The following is a 23,748-nucleotide window of genomic DNA, read 5'->3' as shown; positions in this document are numbered from 1 at the left end:
GTTGGGGCGTGTTGAACACCCCACACCCTCCCATACTATTTTATATTTTGTTTTATTTATGGTGGCCCCCAACCACTCGGCGCCCCACTACTCTTTGCTCACAGCAACCGCCAGAACAACCAGCAACTACCAGAACAACCAGCAACTACCAGAACAACCAGCAACCACCAGAACCACCAGTAACGATTACTTTTTAAACTGCTCCATATAATCAACCGTCAGGTGGCAGAACGTTTTTACGCCCAGCACAAAACCACCTTCGTCAATGTAGAAGTCAGGTGTATGGTGCGACGGCACCTCTTCAACCTTCTTCCCTTTAGGCATCCCGCCGAGGAAATAGAAAAAGCCCGGCACCTTTTGCTGGAAAAATGAAAAGTCCTCCGCACCCGTCTGAGCCGGCGTAATTTTCACATTATCCTTACCCGCCAGTGCTTCCAGCGTCGGAATCATCTGGTCGGTCAGTTTGGGGTCATTATAAGTTACCGGGTACATGATTTCTACCTTCACTTCGGCCTTCGCGCCTGCGCTCTCGGCGATGTTGGTAGCAATCTCGTCAATCCGGCGGTGCACCAGCTTCTGCGCTTCCGGGCTGAAGGTCCGGATGGTACCGATCATATTTACTTCTTCCGGGATGATGTTCTGCCGGATACCGCCGTGGATGGCGCCTACCGTTACGACGGCCGGCCCTTCGGTCAGTTGCAGATTCCGGCTGACAATAGTCTGCAAGCCCATAACCACCTGCGAAGCCGTTACAATCGGGTCAACGCTCGACCACGGAGCGGCACCGTGTGCCTGACGGCCTTTAATCTTAATGGCATAGGAATCTACCGCCGCCATCGTAGCACCGGGGCGGTATTTAATGGTTCCGACTTCGGTCTGGGAGTTAATGTGCAGGCCAAAGATCGCGTCAACTTTCGGGTTCTCCAGAACGCCTTCCTTCACCATCAGCGCAGCACCGCCTTCTTCCCCTTGCGGAGCCCCTTCTTCAGCCGGCTGGAAAATAAATTTTACGGTGCCTTTCAGTTCGCTTTTCATGGCTGCCATTACTTCGGCAGCACCCATCAGCATGGCCACGTGTGTATCGTGTCCGCAGGCGTGCATCACGCCGGTCTGCTGGCCGTTATATTCTGTCCGGACGTTCGATTTGAACGGAATATCGACACGCTCGGTAACCGGTAATCCGTCCATATCAGCGCGCAGGGCAACGACCGGCCCGGGCTTTCCGCCTTTCAGAATACCGACAACGCCGGTTTTACCGACGCCGGTTGTGACCTCGATACCCAATGATTTGAGATGAGCGGCAATGATGCCCATGGTCCGGATTTCGCGGTTACCCAGTTCTGGATTCTGATGGAAATCACGGCGCCAGGCAACGACTTTCTTTTCGATGCCGTCTGCCATCTTATCCATTTTACTTTTCAGGGCTGCCGTCTGGGCCGATACTGCCATCGGCAGCAGGGCTCCCGCTGCCAGCCCAACGGCTGTGATTAACTGTTTCATAGGTCTGTACAAATCTTGCAAGTTGTTAACTTTACTTTGCTGACAAAATAATATATTAGCTTCTCTGTTTATTACAAATTTTTGTACTAAAAAAAGCGGCTGTCTCAAAACTAATGAGACAGCCGCTTTTTACAAAGTATTTAACCGGAATAAACCGCTTAGTTACGTACAACTAATGGGTTTGTCTGCAATTCCGTTGCCGGAATCGGCCATACATAGCGTGAATCTGACGACGGAACCGTGCCAACCGCACCTTTAGCCGGAATGGTTGCATTCAGACGCATGATATCGGTATTCCGAAGGCCTTCGCCCAGGAATTCTACGCGGCGTTCCAGCAGAACGGCATCGATAAAGGCCTGCGCGCTGGCAAAGCTGGCTGCCGTGTAAACACCCGCCGGATTCGAACGGCCACGTACCGCATTCAGCAGGGCCAGTGACTGGGCATCAACTGTGTTTGACGAACGAACTTTGGCCTCTGCCAGGTTCAGCAGTACTTCGGCGTACCGGATCACCTGTGCTCTGTCCGTATAAGGCGTACCGGTCGGGTATTTCTTCAGGAATGTTTCCGTTCCTGACGTGACCACAAAGTTGGTCCGGCGGGCATCCGTTGTACCCAATACCGCTGTGTTTGAAATGATACCGGCAGGGTTCAGGCTGAACTCCCCGTTACCGCCCAGCGATGAAGGCAGGAAGTAGTAAGCCAGCTGATTCTGCGTACCAGGGGCATTCTGTGCCGTAAACGGAAACGACATAATCGTTTCTGTTGTCTCCTGTGGCGGAGCGAACACAGTAGCTACCGAAGCAGCCAGTGCATGCGGAACACCGGAAGCTGCCGCAAACGGTGCCGAAGCCGGCACAATTTTGTTGGCTTCCGTTACCACGTTTGCCCAGTTACCCATCGTCAGATACACACGCGTTTTCAGCGCAATGGCCGAGTTTTTGTGTGCGCGGGTTGTACGGGTTGTTGCATCACCATACGTCAACGGCAGGTTCTGCTCTGCAAAGTTCAGGTCGTCCAGAATCTGCGTGTATACTTCTGCCACTGTACTGCGCGCCAGCTCATTGTTCAGTGAGTTTGTCTCCGCTTTCAGCCGAAGCGGCAGACCCGGCTTGCTGCCGTTACCATCTACGTACGGACGGGCATAGAACTGTAGCAGTGAGTAGTAGCACAGAGCCCGCAGGAAACGCGCCTCTCCTTTATACTGATTAGCCGTTACCGTAGCAAAATCTGCCGGGAACGTCGGCACTACATACTTAGCCGTATTGGCATCAAGTCCGGCCAGAAATACATTGACCTGGTTGATGGCTGCATAGGCAGCTCCCCACATGTTGATAACATCGTTCTGCGATGTTTCGGTCAGGGTATGGTTCCATACGCCCAGTGCCGTAACACCGTTGTTTGTACGGTTCAGGAAATCATCCGCCCGGACATCACCATATACATAGTAACGGCCACCGAGGAAGTTCCCGCTTTTTACGGACGTGTACATATTGTTTACCTGCAGCAAAACACGGGCAGGCGTATCAAACACAACCTGATCAGAGAACAGGGTTTTAGGAACCGGATTCAGCAGCTCGGTCTGGCAGGAGAACTGGCCGAACGCCAGGGCCGTTGTCAGTGCAACTGCAGCAAATTTATTGTTGATGTATTTTTTCATTATCCTGACTCAATTAAAAACCGAGATTGATACCTAACGTGAATGTTCTGGCCTGACCAATTGAGTTACGGTCAATCCCAGCGCCTGAGTTGCTGTTACCATTTGTCGAAATTTCAGGGTCGATACCTGTGTATTTCGTCAGGATAAACGCATTCTGCACCTGGCCGTAGATACGGGCATTCTGGATTTTCAGTTTATCCAGCAGACCACGGGTAAATGTATAGCCGAGCGAAATATTACGGGCACGCAGGAAGTCACCTTTCTCGACGTTTTCTGAAATAACCAGCGCCGAACCGTTTGAAACGTTATCGCCGTAAACAACGCGTGGCAGCGTACCACCTTTATTATCCGGTGTCCAGCGGTTCAGAATGTCGGTGTGGTTATTCCAGAAACGCTGATCGCGCAGACCGGCTTTCGTACCGTTATACAGGTAGTTGCCACCGGAGAACTGCAGGAAGATGCCTAAATCAAACCCTTTGTAGCGGAACGTGTTGTCCAGACCACCATACCACTTAGGCAGTACCGGGCCGTAGTATACCCCGTCTGCCAGCTGTGAAGGCGACGTTGTACCGCTGCCATCCGACACTTTTGTCCAGCCGGTACCCAGGTGATCATACTGCACAATCGTACCATCGGCCTTCCGGAACATCCGGCGGCCGTTGTCCGGGTTGATACCAACCGTAGGAACAGCCAGCAGATCACCTACCGAACGGCCGGCGGTTGTATAGTTGATGGTTTCAAGGCTGGTTGCTGTACCAATCCGCTGACCTTCTGCGCTCAGAGCCAGTACGCGGTTTTTCAGCGTCGTTACGTTACCGTTGATTGTCCATTTGAAATCACCCTGGGTAATGGCATTGAACTGCAGGCTGAATTCGATACCGGTGTTCTGCATCGAACCAACGTTGGCTGGTACTGAGTTACCCGGAACCCCTTTCGACGGTGCCTGCGGTACGTCCAGAATCAGACCGTCAACCAGGTTTTTGTAATATGAGAACTCACCCTGTAAACGATCCTGTAATAAACCAAACGAGAAACCGATATCCGTTTTCTTGCTGGTTTCCCAGGTCAGAGCAGAGTTACCGGCGCTGTTGTAGCCCAGGGTTGCTGCGGCCCCGTACAGACCTGACGAATACGTCTGTAGCGAAGCAAAGTCACCGATACCGTTACTGTTACCGACTTCACCATAGCTACCCGTCAGTTTCAGGTGGTTGATGTTCTGCAGGAACGCTGAGTTTTTCCAGAATGCTTCCTCAGAGATAGTATAGCCTAACGCAGCACCATAGAAGTTACCCCACTTATTAGCCCAGGCCGAATAGCCGTCACGACGGAAGTTAACCGATGCAAAGTACTTTTTACCGAAGTCATAGTTCAGACGACCGAAATAAGACACCAGGTAGTTTTCGGTCTGCTGGCTATTTGAAACGGCAATGTTGGTGAAGTTGCCCTGATAGCTTTCGAAGAAAACGTCGGCTACCGTTGTTCGGTTGGCGCCCCAGCGTTCAACCTGTGTACGCTGCTCTTCTGCACCTACTAATAAGGATACACTGTGTTTCTCGGCAATCGTACGTGAATACTGAGCCGTATTCTGCCAGTTCCAGCGCTTCAGGGTACGATACCAGTTTGTTGCCGAACCGCCTGACGAATATCCGTCACCCGAAATACCGGTCAGAAATGATTTGTCTTCAAAACCGATGTTATTGATACCATACTGCGTACGGATATTCAGACCTTTGATAACCTCCCAGTCAGCATATACGCTTCCCTGGATATCGTTACTTTCTGACGTAAATGAGTTTTTATCCAGGTCAACAACGGGGTTGTAGTAACCCGGCAGTAGCGCAGCACCCGAAGCAGGGTTTACGTTAGCACCTGCTCCCAAGCTTGAGCCATTGATGTTATAGCTTCCATCGTTGTTGTAAGCAGCAACGTTTGGCGGTAATACCAGTGGCAGACGGCCTAAACCGGCTGTTGAAAAGGCTGCGCCCGGAATTGAACCACTGTTTGGCGAGCTGTTATAGCCGTTAGCATATCCGAAGCTGGTGCCCACTTTAAATGTTTTAAACACCTTATGGTCAACGTTCAGACGGGCAGACGTCCGTTTGAATTCATTTTTCTGGAGCATCCCTTTCTGACCGGTGTAACCCAGAGACAGGTAGTAGGATGTATTGTCATTACCACCTGAGAAACTGGCGGAGTTAGAATGGGAAAAACCGTTCTGGTATACATAATCGTACCAGTTCGTGTTAACGGGGTTACCGCTGGCATCCAGGCTTGGACGAAATCCTTCGATGTTGGTACCAGGTTTACCACTGACTGCCAGTACATTGGCATTCAGGTTGCGGACCGCCTCGTTTTTCATCATCATATACTGATCGGCATTCAGCATGTCGAACAGACGGAATGGCTGGGTTACCCCTACCCATGCGTCATAGGTGAACTTGCCTTTGCCTTTAGTACCACGCTTGGTGGTAACCAGAATAACACCGGCACTCGCCCGCGAACCGTAAATCGCGCTGGCAGACGCATCTTTCAGAACCTCTACCGACTCGATATCCGACGGGTTTATGCTACCCAGCGGGTTATTCGGAGCGTTTGAAGTCGAGTTATCACCCGTGAAGGCAGGGATACCGTCAATGACTACCAGCGGGAATGAACTCAGGTTAATTGAGTTTACCCCGCGTACGCGGATTACCGGCGGGTTGTTTAACAGACCGTTTGGTACCGTAATGTTTACACCGGCAGCCCGGCCACCCAGTGCCTGCTCGAAGCTCTGAACCGGCAATTGGGCAATCTGCTTACCGCCGATAGACGAAATCGAGCCGCTTACGTCCCGCTTATACTGCGTACCGTAACCGACTACGACGACTTCGTTCAGTTCGCTGGCATTTGCCGTCAGTGTTGCGTTGATACTTGTCTGATTACCGACGACAACTTCTTTAGCGTCGAAACCGATGAAGGAAAAAACAAGCGTTGTGTTTGTTGATGGAACATTAATGGAAAACCGGCCATCGCCGTCTGTTGAGACGCCCTGTTTTGTTCCTTTGATCAGGACGTTTACACCTGGTAAAGCAGACCCATCTTCTGATGAGGTCACCCGGCCCGACACGCTGCGTTGCTGGGCCCAGCCATAATTGCTTATGAGCGTAAGCGCGGCCAGAAAGCATAGTATAAGTATGCTCTTCTTCATAGACTCATAGTTTAAGTTAATGAAAATTATTGTTTGAGCGCCAAATATAGTACTAATATAAATAACCTACACAAAGAATTAATATACTTATTCTATTCCCAACCAAAATAATCTACTGCTTTTCAATGTCAACAGCTAATAAACCCCTATACTACATATATTGGATATACATTGAAATAATACAAGATAAATACTAATTCTAAAAAGCACTATAATAGACCTTCAAGTAAACTTTACAGAAATAAGTAAATATTTAATATCATTTTAATTTATACTCATCATTATTTATTATGTATACTAAATATTTTTTTTCTGATTTATCATTTTCTATAAATGACCATTTCCGTGTCATATTTAAACTTTTTGCAGATTTCGAGACAACACAAACAATATTTGTCATATCAACTAATATACAAAACAATCATCCTACAATTAACTATTACCTCAACAACATACTGAGTGTGTATACATGGAATAATTCAATTTTATTCTTACGGTAAATCACGCTTTCCGGCTTTCAAAACCATACTTCCGGAACTGTATAAAAAGTTTTTACTACTAACTATTGCCTCACTAATATTTAATAAACTTTTTATGTTCTTATATATATATATATATATATATTGTCTTTTTTCCGACGTAATAAACCAGTTTAGCGACTCGTCTGTCTTTTAACAAAGAATATCCGGCTTCACTTGTGATTCCGGCTAGTTAAGAGCCTGCAATAAAAGAAAGCGCATACAAAAACAGGATACATATCATATTTTTATTCTATTATTTGATTATGATTTATCCGCGGAACGCCGATTCGACTGCTACTTTTCTGGATATAGTGCCGACTTTTTTTAAGTTTTTTTAAGTTTTTTTCAACTATACTTTTTCAGCCATCTATTTCACTTATTCTATTTTAATGCAATTTTAATACAATCAATTACCGTAAATAATCCAACAATTCCACACAAAAAACATTTTGTATACATTTTAAAAAATTTGGTTATTTAACATATACACCCAACAATAGTTCACAAAAACCGTTTTCTACAATAATTTTGCATTCCGTTAACTAAATAAACTTACAATTCTATCAACTAACTTCAGATGAAAAAACTCCTACTTTCATCCTGGCTGTTGACGTTATTTTTTGCGCTTCCGCTTCTTGCGCAGGATGTAACTATCAGCGGTCGGGTCACTTCATCAGATGATGGCTCAGGTTTGCCGGGCGTTAGTGTTCAGCTCAAGGGATCAAGCCGCGGAACAACAACCGATGCCAATGGTAATTACAAATTCAATGCTCCTTCCGGCGCCCGCGTAGTCTTCAGTTATATCGGATTTACGCCGCAGGAAATAGCGGTCGGCAACCGGACCACGCTTAATGTAGTCATGCAGGCATCTGCTTCTGAACTGAGCGAAGTCGTGGTCACCGGTTACGGGAATGCCGCACGCCGGCAGGATATTACCGGTGCGGTTGCGGCCGTTACCGGCAAAACCATCGAAAACCTCCCGATGCAGTCGGTTGACCGCGCTTTGCAGGGCCGCGCGGCCGGTGTGCAGGTTACAGCCCTCAGCGGTCAGCCGGGTGGTGCGCTGAACGTGCGTATCCGCGGTGTCGGTTCCATCAACGCCGGTAACAACCCGCTTTACGTTATCGATGGGGTGCAGGTGTCTGACGGTGGCTTATCCGGTCAGGCCAGCTCAAACGTACTTACCTCGCTGAACCCGAACGATATCGAGTCTATCGATATCCTGAAAGATGCAGCGGCAGCGGCTATCTACGGTGCACAGGGCGCCAACGGGGTAGTAGTGATCACAACAAAGCGCGGTCGCTCAGGCCGTACTAAGTTCAATTTGTCGGTACAGGATGGCTTCACGGACGTACTGAAAAAACTGGATGTACTGACGGCATCGGAATTTGCGACGCTGAAAATTGAAAACTTTGTTAACCGTGCTATTCAGACAAATGCATCAGTTGAAACGGCCCGTACGTCAGCCATTACGCAGTACGGCGATCCGTCAACGGTGCAGAATACCGAGTGGCAGGATGCTGTTTTCCAGCGTGGCCGCCTGCGGATGTATGACCTTTCCGCGTCGGGCGGTGACGGCAAGACAAACTTCTACATTGCCGGTTCATACAACTTCCAGGAGGGACAGGTTATCAAATCCGATTTCCGCCGGGGGACCCTGCGGGTTAACCTTGATCACCAGGCATCACCAAAACTGAAAATCGAAACATCAATCGGTTTGTCAGCGACCCGTCTGAACGGCGCGATTGCCGATGGTGCGTTTATTAACAGTCCGTTCTTCTCTGCGGCTCTGATCCTGCCAAACCAGCCGATTTACAAGGCAGATGGCAGTTTTAACGCCCCGCTTTCCGGCGCGTTCAGCTACAATCCGGTACAGAGCGTGAAGTACGAAACCCGTTTGGGAACAACCGTGCAGACTGTCAGCAACATCGCGGTTAATTACGAAATCGTAAAAGGACTCCGGTTCCGATCGTTCTACGGTATCGACTATGCCAACAACATCGATAACAACTACCGCGATCAGATTGTACCGCAGTTTGCTTCAACCGGTGGTTCGGCAACCGTATCGAACCGCTACACCCTGAACTGGAACACCAACCAGACGCTGAACTATAATCGCTCATTCGGCCGTCACAACATCAACGTACTGGCCGGTGCCGAGTATCGTCAGGAAGTTCGTGAAACGGTTTCCGCGACTGGTCAGGGATTCCCGAACGGTTTATTCACGACACTGGCAGCAGCAGCCCGTCCAATCACCACAACCGGTACATACACGACCTGGCGGATTGCCAGTTTGCTGAGCAGCGCTAACTATAAGTTTGGTGATAAAATCCTGGCTACTGCCTCCCTGCGTTATGATGGTTCATCGCGTTTTGGTGCCAACACCCGCTGGGGTCTGTTCCCGTCGGCTTCAATCGGATACCGGATTTCAGAAGAAGACTTTATCAAGAATATTCCGGCAATCCGCGACCTGAAAATCCGTGCCGGTTATGGTGAAGCCGGTAACAACCTGATTTCAGACTTTGCCTCACGCGCCTTGTTCGGTCTGGGTGGTCAGTACATCGATTTACCGGGTATCCGCCCAAGCCAGTTAGGTAACAACAACCTGTCATGGGAAGTTGCCCGTACGCTGAATGTTGGTATCGATGTAGACCTGTTTGGCGGCCGGATCAGTGCGGCAATCGATGCATATCGCAAAATCAACGATAAGCTCCTGTTATCCCGTCCGTTACCAAATGACAGCGGTTTCGGTTCAATCTTCGAAAACCTGGGTAAGGTTGAAAACCGTGGTCTGGAAATCAGCCTGAAACATGTGAACATCGATAAAGGGGGTTTCAAGTGGGAAACAGACTGGAATGCGTCGTTCCAGCGCAACCGGATTTTGCAACTGTTACCGGGCCAGAATCGGATCGGTACCGATTATTTCGTTGGTCAGCCAATTCGTGTCAACTGGTACCCAACCTATGCCGGTGTCAATCCGGCGGATGGTCGTGCCATGTGGTTAGATACACTGGGTAATATTACCTATACACTGCAGACACGCGATTCACGGGTTCAGGGTTCACCGATTCCAAAAGGCTTTGGTGGGGTAACGAACACGTTCCGCTATAAAGGATTAGCGCTTGAAGTATTCTTCCAGGGTCAGTGGGGGAACCGCGTACTGAACAACAACGGTTTCTTCATGGAAAGCTCAGCTTCAGCCGGCTGGAACAACCTGGCTAGTCAGCTGAACCGCTGGACTACACCGGGTCAGATCACCAGCGTGGCCGCGCCATACGAAGGTGGCTCAGTACCAGGTAGCTCTTCCATTCAGAACTTCTCAACAAAACAGGTTGAAAATGCCGGTTATATCCGGATGAAGCAGATCACCCTAAGCTATGAACTGCCTTCTAAAATTACCCGCCGTATCAAAATGGACAAAATCCGCGTTTTCGCCCAGGGCATCAACCTGCTGACGTGGACGGCTTACACCGGTTTTGACCCTGAAATCCTGAACGCCGAACTCGGTACGTATCCGCAAAGCAAGCAATTCACGGGTGGTATTCAGTTCGGCTTCTAATCAACAAACAGCATTAACTATCATGTTTAAACATATTCGTCTATCATTGACCGGCTGCCTCATTGTGCTGGCAGCCAGCTCATGCAGCGACCTGCTCATCACGCAGCCGAAACAGTCGGTTAGTTCAGACCAGGCCCTACAGGATATAACCGGCGTTCGTTCTCTGTTGATCTCTGTGTATGACCGTCTTCAACCGAATACCTATTATGGGGCGCGGATGATGATTGCACCGGAAATTATGGCTGACAACGTTCGTCTGACTAACAGTAACTCAAACCGTTACTTCAACGAGCGTGTCAATGCCGTTGGTGTACACATGCAGCAGTTTTGGGGCAACTATGGGGCTATTAACGAAGCCAATTTTATCATTAAGGGCATTGATGGCTCAAACGCGACTGATGCTGAGAAAGCCCAGATTAAAGGCGAGGCACAATTCCTGCGTGCTTTACTTTATTTTGATATGGCACGGGTTTTTGCCTACGAACCTACCAAAGTAGTTAATGGCTTCAACCTTGGTATGATTCTCCGGACTGAACCGACAGCTGATGCCACACAGGCTACGTTCCTGGAGCGTTCTACGATTGAACAAACCTATCAGCTGATTGAAAGGGACCTGAAAGACGCCATTACTAACTTACCGGCATCGGCTTCAGCCAACCGCCTCCGTGCCAACAAAGCGGCGGCTCAGGCACTGCTTGCCCGTCTGTATCTGTACTGGGAAAAATTTCCGGAAGCAGTTCAGGCGGCTACAGACGCGTTGGCGGGTACAGGAGCTACACTGGTTTCCGGAACGGGTTATCAGGCCGCTTTCACTACTGCGCCTAACCCTGAGTCACTGTTCGAGATTAACTATGTACAGGCAACGGAGTCACTGGGTGCCAATGAATCCATGCACTCGCTGACGACCAACCTGACTACCGGTAACTGGGGTGACGTGGTACCAACTACGGAACTGCTGAACCTGTATGAAGCAGCTGATGTTCGCCGTGCAATGTTCTACTCGTCAACAAAATCAGGTGAAGCCGTTTTCTTTAGCCGTAAATTCTCTGGTTCGCGCGGGCCGTTCACGGATAACATTCCGGTGATCCGTTACTCAGAAGTATTGCTGATTCGGGCAGAGGCATATGCGATGTCGGGCAACAGCGCAGCGGCCATCACCGACCTAAACCGTATCCGTACGCGGAGTGGCGCAACACCAATTGCGTCTACGGTCACCGGTCAGGGACTGGTTGATCTGATTCTGACCGAGCGCCGTCTTGAGCTGGTACTGGAAGGCCACCGTTTCTTTGACCTGAAACGCAAAGGTCAGACGATAACAAAGGCCAGTTTGTCGGCCGTTGTGCCGTACACAGACTTCCGGATTCTGGCTCCGCTGCCAAACGACCAAGTTCAGCTTAACAGCAAACTGAAGCAAAACCCCGGCTATTAATCTCGTCACTCAAACTCAGTAAAAGACATGCGTAAAGCATTAAGTTATATTCTTGGATTCGGGGCAATGCTTTTCAGCCTGACATCCTGCTTCGAAAATCCGTCATGGACCTACGAAGGCCCTACGGTCGCCGAATTCAGTAACCCGCGCCGTGGTTTTGCCACGCAGCCAACCAACAACGTTGCCAACGGCATCCGTACCCGCACAGTACGTCAGGGTATCGGCCGCGATAGTATTCTGGTCCAGCTGGTTGGCGCTCAACGGCCGGTTGCTACGACGATCAACTACAGTATTGACCCGACCAGCACGGCTGTTGAGGGAACGCATTACCAGATCCTTGGCACTAAAGGTCAGGTGACGATTCCGCCAAACAGCAGTGTCGGCTATCTGGTTGTCCGGTTCCTGCCAGGTATTCCGGCTACCGCTCCGACCACGCAGACGGTTACGCTGGTAACAACGCTGGCCACGTCAACGGACATCAATCCAAGCGAAAACTACAAAACGTTTACGTTTACTGTCCGCAACTAAACCCGTTGTTCGTTATTAAATGCTGAATGAGTGGCCAGTTTCCGGACTGGCCACTTTTTTTATAGACCGCCCCGCCGCTACGAACATGCTGTAAATCTGCAACTTTACTTATTCCGGTTACATTCAATCAGCAACTCCCGATATTTTCATCTGAAGCAGCGCGTTTCACGTTTAAATCCACTTTTTTACCTAGTTTAGTAGCTAAAACTGACGTTACTTTTACCTTCACTGCCTATGACAACATTTACCAAACGACTACTGACCGCTGTCATCATCCTGCTGGTTGGGGCTTTGGCTTTTTACCCTAAACTGAAACCGCTTTTTGACCCCAAACCCGACGAAAAAACAGCGGCCGGCGGAAAACCCGGCGGCGATAACAAAGGCGGCGGAAAAACATCGGTTGATGTTCTGGTCGTCAACATGCAGTCGCTCGATGAGAAAATTCTGACGACCGGTACCATCATTCCTAATGAGGAGGTGGAAATCCGCAGTGAAATTTCGGGACGGGTCACCGGCATTTTCTTCAAAGAAGGCCAGTACGTCAGAAAAGACGCTGTATTACTTCGCATCAACGACGCCGACTTACAGGCCCAGCTCCAGAAACTGTTGTCAAACAAACAGCTGGCCGAAACCAACGAATCGCGGCAGAAACGACTGCTGGAAAAAGAAGCCATCAGCCGTCAGGAATACGACATTGCCCAGACCAACCTGAACGGGATTCTGGCCGATATCGAAAACCTGAAAGTACAAATCAGCAAAACCGTGATCCGTGCCCCGTTTGACGGCACTCTCGGGCTGCGCTACATCAGCAACGGGAGCTACATTTCGCCATCCAGCCGGATTGCAACGCTGACCAATACCAGCCCCGCCAAACTCGACTTTTCGGTACCGGCCAAATACGCCCAACTGGTTCGCCAGGGCAGTAAAATTCAGTTCACGGTTGAAGGATCACCACGGCAGTATGGCGGATCCGTCTATGCCGTCGAAACCAAAGTCGATCCCGAAACGCGGAGCCTGCTGCTGCGGGCCGTCAGCCCGAACAATGACCGGACCCTGGTTCCCGGCTCGTTTGCGCGGATCAACGTGGTCCTGAATACGCACGGAAATGCCATTGTGGTGCCAACGGAAGCCATCATTCCCGAACAGGCCGGCCAGAAAGTTTTTGTGGTCCGCAACCGCAAAGCCGAGTCGGTCCCGGTTGAAATCGGCCTGCGCAACGACCGGACCGTCGAAATCCGCAGCGGTCTTCATGTCGGCGATTCGCTCATTACCGCCGGTACGCAGCTCGTCAAACCCGGCGGCGAAGTTGACATCAGAAATTTAAATTAGTGATTGGGCGATTGGGTGATTGAGCGAACTAAAACGCCATCAATTCACTCAATCGCGCTTTCACACAATCACTCAATAATTTATGGCTAACCTATCAACAACATCCATTAAACGGCCGGTACTGGCGGTGGTGATGTCGCTGCTGATTTTAGTCTTTGGCGGCATTGGCTTTGCCTATCTGGGGGTGCGCGAGTTCCCCAGTATTGACCTGCCGGTGGTAACCGTTTCGACGGTCTACACGGGTGCCAACGCCGATATTGTCGAATCACAGATTACGGAACCACTCGAAGAATCCATCAACGGGATTGCCGGTATCCGGACCCTGACGTCGTCGAGCCGCGACGGCCGGAGCCAGATTACGGTAGAATTTGAACTGAGCGTTGACATTGAAGACGCTGCCAACGATGTGCGCGACCGGGTGAGCCGGGCCATTGCCAACCTACCGCCCGATGTCGATCCGCCGATTGTGGCCAAGGCCGATGCCGACGCCAGCCCGATCTATTTTATCCAGGTTTTGTCGAAAACGCGCTCCCTGCTGGAGCTGAACGACATTGCCCTGCGTCAGATCAAAGAGCGTTTCCAGACCATTCCGGGCGTGAGCAGTGTGCAGATCTGGGGAGAAAAGAAGTACGCCATGCGCCTCCGGATTGATCCGGTTAAACTGGCCTCCTACCGGCTGACGGCTATTGACGTCTCAAACGCGCTCCGGACCCAGAACATTGAGCTGCCCTCAGGCAGCGTGGAAGGCGCCAGCACCGAACTCACCGTACGGACCCTCGGCCGCCTGACGACTCCTGATGATTTCAACAACCTGATTCTGAAGGAGACAAACGATCAGGTGGTTAAATTTCAGGATGTTGGCTTTGCAGAGCTGGCTCCTGAAGTGGAAAAAACGCTGTTTAAACGCGATGGCGTACCGATGCTCAGCGTTGCCGTGATTCCGCAGCCGGGTGCCAACCAGATCGAGATCGTGAACAACGTATACAAAAAACAGGAGCAGATTCAGAAGGACTTACCGCCGGATGTAAAGCTGATTCTGGGCTTTGACTACACACGCTATGTCCGGAAGTCAATCGAAGAAGTTGAAGAAACGATTATCATCGCTTTTGCGCTGGTAGCCCTGATTATTTTTACCTTCCTCCGCGATTGGCGCAGTACGCTGATTCCGCTGACGGCCATTCCGGTTTCGCTCGTCGGGTCGTTTTTCATCATGTACATCTGCGGGTTTTCGATGAACGTACTGACGCTGCTCGGCATCGTCTTGTCCATCGGTCTCGTTGTGGATGATGCCATTGTGGTGCTTGAGAACATTTACACTAAGATCGAGGCAGGCATGAAACCGATGCAGGCCGCGATTGAGGGCTCTAAAGAAATCTATTTTGCCGTTATTTCCACAACGGTTACGCTGGCGGCGGTGTTCCTGCCGGTGATTTTCCTGCAAGGGGTAACCGGTCGTCTGTTCCGCGAGTTCGGGATTGTGGTGGCGGGATCGGTGCTGATTTCGGCTTTTGTTTCCCTGACGCTAACGCCGATGCTGTCGTCGAAACTGCTGAAAAACCGCCATCGCCAGCCGTGGCTCTATCGGGTAACCGAGCCGTTTTTCGAGTGGATGATCAACGGCTACCAGAACTCACTGGCCGCTTTCCTCAAAATCCGCTGGATGGCGTGGGTGCTGATTCTGGCATTCGGCGGCATTATCTACGCGTTATTCAAATTCCAGGCAATTCCGCAGGAGCTGGCTCCGATGGAAGACCGTGGCGGTTTCCGGATTCAGGCAACCGCGCAGGAGGGCGCTACCTATGAGTACATGCTCAACTACACCGATCAGGTAGCCGATTTCCTCCGCAAAACCTTTGATAAAAAAGACGTTGCGGGTGTAATCGCTATTACGTCGCCGAGCTTCGGCTCCGGGGCGACCAACTCGGCTGCATTCCGGATTGTATTGGGCGACCGGCCACCACGGACCATTTCCCAGCAGCAGATGGTCGATGAGATTACGCCGAAAATCAAGAAGTTTCCGGGCGCCAAGGCCCTGGTTATTCAGGAACAGACGATCCAGTCGGGAGCCCGTGTGGGCGGCGGCGGTGGTCTGCCGGTGCAGTATGTGATTCAGGCCACGAGCTTCGACAAACTCCGCAAGGTGGTGCCTGAATTTATGAAATTGGTCCAGTCTTCTGATAAATTTTCGGCCTCCGACGTGAACCTGAAATTTACAAAACCGGAAATCCGGCTCGACATTGACCGCGACAAGGCCCTGAACCTGGGCGTGTCGGTGCAGGACGTCGCCCAGACGCTGCAACTGGGTCTTTCCGGCCGCCGGTTTGGTTATTTCATCATGGATGGCAAACAGTATCAGGTAATTGGCCAGATCATGCGCGACGACCGTAACGACGTAACCGACCTGAAATCGCTCTACGTCAAAAACAACCGTGGCGAGCTGATCCAGCTGGACAACCTGGTCCGCGTGAGTGAGCAAAGTACGCCCCCTACCCTGTTCCGCTATAACCGCTATTCGGCGGCCACGATTTCGGCCGGTCTGGCAAAGGGTGTGACGCTCGGCGCCGGTATCGACGAAATGGAGCGGATTGCCAAAGAAGTGCTGGATTCCAGCTACTCAACGGCACTCGACGGCCAGGCGAAGGAATTCCGGGAAAGCTCATCATCGCTTTACTTTGCCTTTGCTCTGGCGCTGGTCCTGATCTACCTGATTCTGGCGGCTCAGTTCGAGAGCTTTGTCGATCCGATCATTATCCTGTTGACGGTACCACTTGCCCTGTGCGGTGCCCTGCTGTCGCTCTGGGATTTTGGCCAGACCCTGAACGTTTTCAGCCAGATCGGGATCATCACCCTCGTCGGTCTGGTAACGAAAAACGGTATCTTGATCGTTGAATTTGCCAACCAGCGCAAGGAAGAAGGTGACAACAAACATCAGGCGGCGCTGGAAGCAGCCGTTGCCCGTTTCCGGCCTATCCTGATGACCAGCCTTTGTGCAGCGCTCGGGCTCTTGCCGGTCGCGCTGGCCCTCGGCGCCGGTTCGGAAAGCCGGGTATCAATGGGTATTGCGGTAGTGGGGGGTCTGTTGTTTTCGACGTTGCTGACCCTGTATATTATTCCGGCGGTTTACACGTACATGTCCGGCAACCTGAAGCCGGAAGAAAAGGCAGAGGCGGATGCCGGTCTGGTGGCAGAACCGGTTTAGTGCATTTTTATTACGGAGCGGCAAACAAACAAGCCGCTCCTTTTTCATTTTACGCGTTGCGTGGACCTTTAGACGCATCAATTATATACTATCTACCTGACGCAGCAACTATTTTTGCAGTCACTGAGTTAAAATCCGTCGTAAATGCGTTTACTAATAGCACCGGTGCATGGTTGCCGGTTCCAATGACTATCTATGCAAAAACTCATTTTCCCCTTTATTGCCCTGCTTACGCTCTCCGGCGTTCAGGCACAGCAGGTGCCCAGCCTGAAACGGACACCACCGAAAGACTGGCAATACCTTGACCCACAAGCCGATTCCGTTGCCGGTATCAGCCTGTATAAAGCTTACGAGCTTCTGAAAGGCCGGACAGCCAAGCCGGTGATCGTCGGCGTCATTGACTCAGGCGTTGATCTGGAGCACGAAGACCTGAAAGAAGTACTCTGGACGAATACCAGAGAAATTGCCGGCAACGGCAAGGACGACGACAAAAACGGCTACATCGACGATGTGCATGGCTGGAACTTTATGGCCTCCCCTGACGGCAAAACCTACGTCAGTGATCAGGAAGAAGTAACCCAGATTTATGTCATGTGGAAGGATAAATTCGATGCCATTGATCCGGCTAAGCTGAAAAATAAGGTCGAGCGGCGGCAATACGAGGTGTATCAGATTGCCAAAAAGCGTTATCTGGAGCGCTCAAAGGTGGTGCGCCAGAAGCGGCTGGCTATGGCCGACAGTGCGCGGTTTATCGAAACCATGACAAGGCAGCTCGCCCAAATCAGTGATAAGTCGTTTACGCGGGAGAGTCTGAACCTGATACAACCGGCGGAAACCGATTCGGTGGGCCGTGCGGTGAAAGGTGTCCTCAATGAAGTATTTGCCCCGCAGTTCGGCTCTTTCTCCCAAATGGAAAAGCTGCTGACGGCGCGCTACGGAGTATTGAAATCAATTATTCTGAAAGACATTGATGCTACCTATAATGCTGATTTAAAGCCCCGTGAGCTGGTCGGCGACAACCCGCTGAATCCTGATGAACGCGGTTACGGGAGCCCGTTTTTCGTGGCGAAGGATGGTCTGGGCGGTCACGGTACCCACGTTGCCGGTATCATCGGTGCGCAGCGCGGCAACAACATCGGTGTCGACGGGGTGGCCGACAATGTGCAGCTGATGTACCTGGCGGCCGTGCCGAACGGGGGAGATGAACGGGATAAAGACGTGGCCAATGCAATCCGGTATGCCGTTGACAACGGGGCGAAGGTGATCAACATGAGCTTCGGCAAGCGGTTATCGCCGTACAAAGAGCAGATTGATGCGGCCATCAAATACGCGGAGGATCATGACGTATTGCTGGTTCATGCGGCGGGCAACAACGGTGAGAACTATGATACCATTCCCGCCTATCCACGACCGGTTTACGAAAACGGAAAGGAAGCCCGCAACTTTATCACAGTGGGTAATTCGACCTGGAAAGCCAGCAGCAACCTGCCGGCCAACTCGTCAAACTACGGTCAGCGTACTGTCGATCTGTTCGCGCCGGGTACCACGATTTTGTCTACCGTTCCCGGCAATCAGTATGAAAAGTTTTCGGGCACGAGTATGGCTTCTCCCTGCGTGGCGGGTGTAGCCGCGCTGATCCGGTCGTATTTTCCGAAGCTGACAGCAGTGCAGGTGAAAGAGCTTCTGATGCAGACCGCCTGGAAACCAGAGCTGATGGTGCAGCGGCCGGGTGCAGCGTCAAAAACCACGGTACCGTTCAGCACCCTCAGCCGCTCCGGCGGAATCGTAAATGCGTACGAGGCGGTCAAAAAAGCAATGGCGGTGAACTAACGTACAGGTAGTTAACGGGCTTACTAACAAGCACACAACCTACTGACAATAAAGACTTTATACCACATAGCCACATAAGGGCACAAAGATCATTTAATTTTCTCTTTGTGTCCTATGTGGCTATGTGGTATGTATTAACCACTATTTTGTTGCCTCCACCGTCAGGGCTTTGGCAAACAGCAGCCCGCTGAAAGCTTCCGAAGCGCGATGTACCAGAATGTTCCAGTCTTCGGCAGCGGCATCGTCGGCCCCGTCGGTGATGTATTTTAGGCACAGAAACGGAATCTGTTCCTGCATGGCAATGAGCGCCAACGGATAAGCCTCCATATCAACCACGTTATAAATCGTCTCGACGTGGCTCATGTCAAAGCTATCGCCTGAACCGCAGATGCCTTTCGGCAACCCGCCCAGTGTCAGGCCATACGACAACACCGGCGGAATGCCCGACAGGGGCGTTTCGTACAGTTCATAGCCAAGCCCGCGGACATCCATATCCCGCTGGACAAACTCCGTACAGCACACAACATCCCCTTTTTTATACACATTGCTCCCCGCCGATCCCAGATTTACGATCAGTTTCGGCCGTGACCGGTGAATGGCGCGGGTCAGTTTTACGGCAGCATTTACTTTGCCGATGCCGGTAAACAGGGTATGCCGGTTATCAAATGAGGTACCGGCTTCGGATTCGAGCGCGAAAACAAACAGGGTTTCCTCCAGAGGAAAAGAGGTTGTTGTATCAATAGTAATCATTGGTAATGAGTGATCGGGGGTCAGTGATTGTGCAAACCGGCAACCATTAACCCGCTCAACCGTTTTTTATGGTTTCAGGTGCCGCATTTCGAGGCCTACCCCTCTTGGTTTAAAGCCTGGCCAGACACCGTCCGTAATTTTTTCGGGTACGTCGAGGTATTTATGATTGTCCTGACCTTTGAGGTGCATGCCAATGAAGGCAGTGACAAAATGCTGGTTGATGTTGTTAATCCGCCGTTCGTTCCAGCCAGGCTCAGCGTAGTGCATGTATTCATTCCACGAAACGCCTGGTTTCATAATGGCGGGTGTCGGTGCGTTCGGTGCTACGTTGTGGCGGGCGTTGACGTAGGAAAGCATGTAGCGGTCAGCATTAACAGCCCCGTCAAAAATGGCTTTTACCCCTTTCTCATAGCCTGAAACGTCATCTTTTTCCCCGGCAATAAACAGGGTCGGCAACCGCAGCCCTTTCAGGCCTTCAGCGTTCCAGAAACCGCGTTCCATGCCCCAGGGCGCAAAGGCAACGATGGCTTTAATGCGGGGATCAGGCGCTGAAGTCATCGCCGGTGAACCTGCCGCGCGTAGTTTCAGGGCATCGCTTCCGGTACTTTGTTTGAAGAAGGCAACTGCCTGCTCACTGTATCCGGCACCGCCTACGTTTACGACGCCATAGCCCCCCATCGAATAGCCGATAATGGCCGTATTGTTGGCATCGTACAGACCAGCCGGAAACGAGTTGCTGCCTTTGGCTCCCAGACGGGCCATTTCGTTCAGCACAAACAGGTCATCGAACGGGCGATTCAACAGCGTACTGGTAAAATTAGCCATATCGCGGTACGTCGATTCGGTATGATCAATGGCCACGACGACGTAACCCTTTGAGGCCAGATTCTCGGTCAGGTAAGTCATCAAATACCGCGAACCCGGATAGCCGTGTGAGACAATAACCAGCGGGAAAGAGGTACCTTCCCGAACAGGTTCCGCGTCGCGCAGGGCACGCCCCTGAAACGTGTAGGGGATTATCGGCCGCTGTGGATTGTTGGCCTGCCCCATCACCTGGTCGTAGGTTGTCAGTTCGGCCTGCCCCTGCGGAATTTGAGCCGGATACCAGATTTCGATAGTCAGGGGGCGGTCGTAGGTCGGCACTACCCCGTCTTTGGCCTTCAGAATATCAGGTTGCCCGGGGTTAGTTAGTTTCAGCGTCCGGACCCCCACTTTGTAGGTACCCCGCAAGGCAAGTTCCGGTGCGTCGGGCAAGGCATCGCCGGTTATAAAGGCGTCCGTTTGCGCGTACACCAGCGTGCTGACAGCCCCTGTACAATAAAGCAAAAACAGAAAAAGTAAACGACAATTCACCATCAGGATAAGGTTTAGAAATTCGCGCTAATCTACGTTTTTCTTTGGCACAAACGATTACCCGACTATGAAACCGCGTGGGTGCAGGCTAGAGTTTGAGTTTAATCCGCACGTTTCCCAGTACGGCCGTGATACCGATAACCAGCAAGCTATACATCAACGACTTTATTAGTCCCACACCACCGGTCTTCAGGAAATCCGGCAGCGCAATCCCCGACAGGTCGGCTACGCTGTAGTACACATACGGAATCAGGTAACAGGTCAGTGTGCTGGTTCCGGCTGTCTTGATAAGATCAAACCAGCTAGCCTTACCCTTCAGGTCAACCAGCCAGTAAATACCAGCGTACACCAGCAGGGCAATCCCGCAACACAGCCAGATCCATGTAGATGTAGCCTGAATCTTGGAGATGATGAAGAAATTGCGGGAAAGAAGTCCGGCACCAATGAACAGCGCACCGGCCATAACGAGGTATACCGGAATCTGCGTTGCCCGTTGCTGCTCCTGCCAGTGGGTCACCAGCAACATGGTGAGGATACCGGTGAAGGTAAAGGCGCTGAATGCCCCGTTGCCCAGAATCCAGTCCTGCGGCCCCTCCGGCCACAGTTGCCGCAGCCAGCCCGCATGACCGGCAACAGGCAGCACGTTAAAAATGATCCAGCAAGCCACCAGTGCACTAAACCGGTTACGGAGAAACAGGTAGAGCGTAGCGCAGGTCAGGTACGTCCAGCCAATGAGACCGAGAATGCCCCACCACTGCGGCGTCATCCAGGTCAGATTATCTGTCGTTCCGGCTTTAAAACGGAAAGCCAGTAGCCCCAGCAAGGCAATGCCGGCAAGCTGTAGCCCCGTAAACAGCCATTTCTGACCGCCTTCCTGCTTCGGATACTGATTCCAGATCAGGAAAAAGCCGGCCACCATCAGGATCTGAAACCACTCCTTACTGATGCCCGATGCCGCTTCGTTTAATTCAGAAATATTAACGGTAAAAAAGCCCATCACGATCAGCGCGACCGACCGCAGGGCGATGTGTATCAGCACGTCACGGTAGGTATCTCCTTTCGCCAGCCGCTGCTGTATCGCAAACGGTATCGACATACCGATAATGACCAGAAAACAGGGGAACACAGTGTCCGCAAAGCCCAGAAAATCCTGATCGGCGCGGGCATGTTCCAGCCAGCCGGGGATGCCCGTCAGCGACCACAGATCGTTCACAAAAATCATGGTCAGCATCGTGACGGCGCGGAACACATCAATCGACAATACGCGTTTGGCGGTCCGTGTGTTTTTAGTTGTTTTTGTTGATGAGGCACTCATTGGGTTATTATTTTGTAAAAAGCACGATCCGTAATAGATTAAGATTGCTCCGGTAAAATAAATACCCTCAGTGGCGCTCACTCAGCCGTTGAATGGAGCTGCGGATCGCATCATCGGTTTTAGATAGTCCGATGCGCTGGGCCATGTAGATGCTGTGGCGGCCGCTGAAGAGATACGCCACAAAGCAACCGATGGCAAAGAAAATCAGATTGTCGGCCCCGAACAGCTCAAGCCCCATGATCGTACAGGCCAGCGGGGTATTGGCGGCGCCCCCGAAAACGGCAATGAACCCGATGGCAGCAAACAGATCGACAGGCGCATTCATAAGCCCCGCCAGCCAGTTGCCTAGACAGGCGCCAATGAAAAACAAGGGGGTCACCTCGCCGCCTTTGAACCCGCTGCTGAGCGTAATGGTGGTAAACAGCAGCTTCCACCACCAGCTGAGCGGATCGGCCCCGCCGGATTCAAACGCGCTCAAAATGGACACGCCCCCTACGCGCTGCGCCGTGACGCCCAGCCCCAGGTAGTCGCGGGTTCCTAACGCATAGACCAGGCCGATCAGCACCAGACCGCCGATTACCGGTTTCAGGTAAACCGAGGGAACATACTGCTTATACAGCCGCTGAAATCCGTGATTAAGTTCCGAAAAAAGCAGTGCGGCCAGCCCGAATGCACAGCTCGCAAGCGCGGTTTTGCCAACCAGCCAGCTGTGTTCCGCCGAAAAAACGGGCAGCTCACGACCCGAAAACAGCACGGCATAATGGGTATGGTGAATACCCCATGCCGAGCAGACAACATCCCCTAACATACTGGCCATCAGACAAGGTACAATGGCACTGTATTCCATCCGGCCGACGGTCAGGACTTCGAGGGCAAATATGGCACCCGCCAGCGGCGTTCCGAATATGGCACCGAAACCAGCCGCCACACCCGCCATCAATAACATCCGAAGGTCGGCTTCCGACAGTTTCAGCCAGCGGCCGATCACCCCGGCAATACTGCCTCCCATCTGCACGGCTGTCCCCTCCCGACCGGCTGAGCCTCCGAACAGATGCGTCAGCACCGACGTCAGCAGCACGAGCGGTGCCATTCGCCCCGGCACGCCCCCACCGGGCTGGTGAATTTCGTCGATCAGCAGGTTGTTGCCCTGTTCGGCCCGTTTGCCGGCTTGCTGGTATACCCAGACAATCAATACACCGGCCAGCGGTAGTCCGAACAGCAGGGCCGGATACGCCAGCCGCAGTTTGGTCGCTTCGTCGAGCATCCACAAAAAGAGGGCGCTGGCCGTTCCGCCCGCCACGGCGACGGGTGTCACAAGCAGGGCCCACTTGCCCGCAAACCGGATCAGATTCAGATGGTCCTGCCAGAAAGAGTGTTCTTTTGTCTGCATATCATTTTTTTTAACCACGAAGACGGAAAGACAAAAAGGAGCACGAAGGTTTATTCTTCTTCGCGCCTTTGTGGCTGTCTTTTTTAATCACGAAGACAGGAAGGAATCAAGGAGCATAAAGAAGATAAAACTTCGTGCCCCTTCATTCCTTCCCGTCTTCGTGGTTTAGTCCATCGTTCAAAACTTTTACAAAACAAAAG

Annotated in this window: 14 protein-coding genes; 7 read left to right on the top strand and 7 right to left on the bottom strand. The window is 51.6% G+C overall.

Going from position 1 to position 23,748, the window contains the following annotated elements:
• Positions 1-211 (top strand): hypothetical protein (locus AC23NW_RS12700; RefSeq protein WP_487449919.1); only part of this gene is annotated, 211 nt, incomplete at its 5' end.
• Here AC23NW_RS12700 and AC23NW_RS12695 read toward each other — a convergent pair.
• The 3 genes from AC23NW_RS12695 to AC23NW_RS12685 all read right to left on the bottom strand — a co-directional run bounded on the left by AC23NW_RS12695 (position 187) and on the right by AC23NW_RS12685 (position 6,345).
• A complete protein-coding gene (locus AC23NW_RS12695; RefSeq protein ID WP_487449917.1) occupies positions 187-1,500 on the bottom strand; it encodes an amidohydrolase in 1,314 nt (437 codons plus the stop codon). The two genes, AC23NW_RS12700 and AC23NW_RS12695, sit on opposite strands and share 25 nt — an antisense overlap.
• Before the next feature lie 158 nt (positions 1,501-1,658).
• On the bottom strand, positions 1,659-3,158 hold the full coding sequence (locus AC23NW_RS12690; protein WP_487449915.1) for a RagB/SusD family nutrient uptake outer membrane protein: 1,500 nt from the start codon (positions 3,156-3,158) through the stop codon (positions 1,659-1,661).
• Positions 3,159-3,171: 13 nt separating this feature from the next.
• The gene (locus tag AC23NW_RS12685; protein WP_487449913.1) at positions 3,172-6,345 is read right to left on the bottom strand and encodes a SusC/RagA family TonB-linked outer membrane protein; all 3,174 of its coding nucleotides are present in this window, start codon (positions 6,343-6,345) and stop codon (positions 3,172-3,174) included.
• Between the two features lie 1,098 nt (positions 6,346-7,443).
• On the opposite strand from AC23NW_RS12685, the gene AC23NW_RS12680 reads away from it, so the two are divergent.
• The 6 genes from AC23NW_RS12680 to AC23NW_RS12655 all read left to right on the top strand — a co-directional run bounded on the left by AC23NW_RS12680 (position 7,444) and on the right by AC23NW_RS12655 (position 18,740).
• On the top strand, positions 7,444-10,425 hold the full coding sequence (locus tag AC23NW_RS12680; protein ID WP_487449912.1) for a SusC/RagA family TonB-linked outer membrane protein: 2,982 nt from the start codon (positions 7,444-7,446) through the stop codon (positions 10,423-10,425).
• A gap of 22 nt (positions 10,426-10,447) precedes the next feature.
• The gene (locus AC23NW_RS12675) at positions 10,448-11,854 is read left to right on the top strand and encodes a RagB/SusD family nutrient uptake outer membrane protein (protein ID WP_487449911.1); all 1,407 of its coding nucleotides are present in this window, start codon (positions 10,448-10,450) and stop codon (positions 11,852-11,854) included.
• A gap of 27 nt (positions 11,855-11,881) precedes the next feature.
• Entirely contained in the window at positions 11,882-12,382 is a 501-nt protein-coding gene (locus AC23NW_RS12670) for a hypothetical protein (RefSeq protein WP_293835891.1), read from the top strand.
• 234 nt (positions 12,383-12,616) lie between these two features.
• Positions 12,617-13,711 (top strand): efflux RND transporter periplasmic adaptor subunit, encoded by a 1,095-nt coding sequence (locus AC23NW_RS12665; RefSeq protein WP_487449910.1) that lies wholly within the window; start codon positions 12,617-12,619, stop codon positions 13,709-13,711.
• An 82-nt stretch (positions 13,712-13,793) separates the two neighbouring features.
• Positions 13,794-16,910 (top strand): efflux RND transporter permease subunit, encoded by a 3,117-nt coding sequence (locus tag AC23NW_RS12660; RefSeq protein WP_487449908.1) that lies wholly within the window; start codon positions 13,794-13,796, stop codon positions 16,908-16,910.
• Between the two features lie 195 nt (positions 16,911-17,105).
• On the top strand, positions 17,106-18,740 hold the full coding sequence (locus AC23NW_RS12655) for a S8 family peptidase (RefSeq protein ID WP_487449906.1): 1,635 nt from the start codon (positions 17,106-17,108) through the stop codon (positions 18,738-18,740).
• 141 nt (positions 18,741-18,881) lie between these two features.
• Here AC23NW_RS12655 and AC23NW_RS12650 read toward each other — a convergent pair whose 3' ends face one another.
• The 4 genes from AC23NW_RS12650 to AC23NW_RS12635 all read right to left on the bottom strand — a co-directional run bounded on the left by AC23NW_RS12650 (position 18,882) and on the right by AC23NW_RS12635 (position 23,548).
• Positions 18,882-19,490, bottom strand: coding sequence for a 5'-methylthioadenosine/S-adenosylhomocysteine nucleosidase family protein (locus tag AC23NW_RS12650; RefSeq protein ID WP_487449905.1), 609 nt, complete (start codon positions 19,488-19,490; stop codon positions 18,882-18,884).
• Between the two features lie 66 nt (positions 19,491-19,556).
• Positions 19,557-20,846, bottom strand: a complete 1,290-nt coding sequence (locus AC23NW_RS12645) for an alpha/beta hydrolase family protein (protein WP_487449904.1) — start codon at positions 20,844-20,846, stop codon at positions 19,557-19,559.
• A gap of 85 nt (positions 20,847-20,931) precedes the next feature.
• The gene (locus AC23NW_RS12640) at positions 20,932-22,158 is read right to left on the bottom strand and encodes a DUF5009 domain-containing protein (RefSeq protein WP_487449903.1); all 1,227 of its coding nucleotides are present in this window, start codon (positions 22,156-22,158) and stop codon (positions 20,932-20,934) included.
• Positions 22,159-22,225: 67 nt separating this feature from the next.
• A complete protein-coding gene (locus AC23NW_RS12635) occupies positions 22,226-23,548 on the bottom strand; it encodes a voltage-gated chloride channel family protein (RefSeq protein WP_487449901.1) in 1,323 nt (440 codons plus the stop codon).
• Positions 23,549-23,748 lie beyond the last annotated feature (200 nt).

This window comes from Arsenicibacter sp. R0_47 (assembly GCF_057652235.1).
The sequence above is the reverse complement of the archived record's forward strand: the minus strand, read 5'-3'. Positions and strand labels throughout refer to the sequence as shown.

Bases quoted from the DNA above. Each gene is read 5' to 3' on its own strand.
- AC23NW_RS12645 (WP_487449904.1), bottom strand. From the start codon at position 20,846: ATGGTGAATTGTCGTTTACTTTTTCTGTTTTTGCTTTATTGTACAGGG.
- AC23NW_RS12675 (WP_487449911.1), top strand. From the start codon at position 10,448: ATGTTTAAACATATTCGTCTATCATTGACCGGCTGCCTCATTGTGCTG.
- AC23NW_RS12680 (WP_487449912.1), top strand. From the start codon at position 7,444: ATGAAAAAACTCCTACTTTCATCCTGGCTGTTGACGTTATTTTTTGCG.
- AC23NW_RS12640 (WP_487449903.1), bottom strand. From the start codon at position 22,158: ATGAGTGCCTCATCAACAAAAACAACTAAAAACACACGGACCGCCAAA.
- AC23NW_RS12685 (WP_487449913.1), bottom strand. From the start codon at position 6,345: ATGAAGAAGAGCATACTTATACTATGCTTTCTGGCCGCGCTTACGCTC.
- AC23NW_RS12695 (WP_487449917.1), bottom strand. From the start codon at position 1,500: ATGAAACAGTTAATCACAGCCGTTGGGCTGGCAGCGGGAGCCCTGCTG.
- AC23NW_RS12635 (WP_487449901.1), bottom strand. From the start codon at position 23,548: ATGCAGACAAAAGAACACTCTTTCTGGCAGGACCATCTGAATCTGATC.
- AC23NW_RS12670 (WP_293835891.1), top strand. From the start codon at position 11,882: ATGCGTAAAGCATTAAGTTATATTCTTGGATTCGGGGCAATGCTTTTC.
- AC23NW_RS12655 (WP_487449906.1), top strand. From the start codon at position 17,106: ATGCAAAAACTCATTTTCCCCTTTATTGCCCTGCTTACGCTCTCCGGC.
- AC23NW_RS12660 (WP_487449908.1), top strand. From the start codon at position 13,794: ATGGCTAACCTATCAACAACATCCATTAAACGGCCGGTACTGGCGGTG.
- AC23NW_RS12665 (WP_487449910.1), top strand. From the start codon at position 12,617: ATGACAACATTTACCAAACGACTACTGACCGCTGTCATCATCCTGCTG.
- AC23NW_RS12690 (WP_487449915.1), bottom strand. From the start codon at position 3,158: ATGAAAAAATACATCAACAATAAATTTGCTGCAGTTGCACTGACAACG.
- AC23NW_RS12650 (WP_487449905.1), bottom strand. From the start codon at position 19,490: ATGATTACTATTGATACAACAACCTCTTTTCCTCTGGAGGAAACCCTG.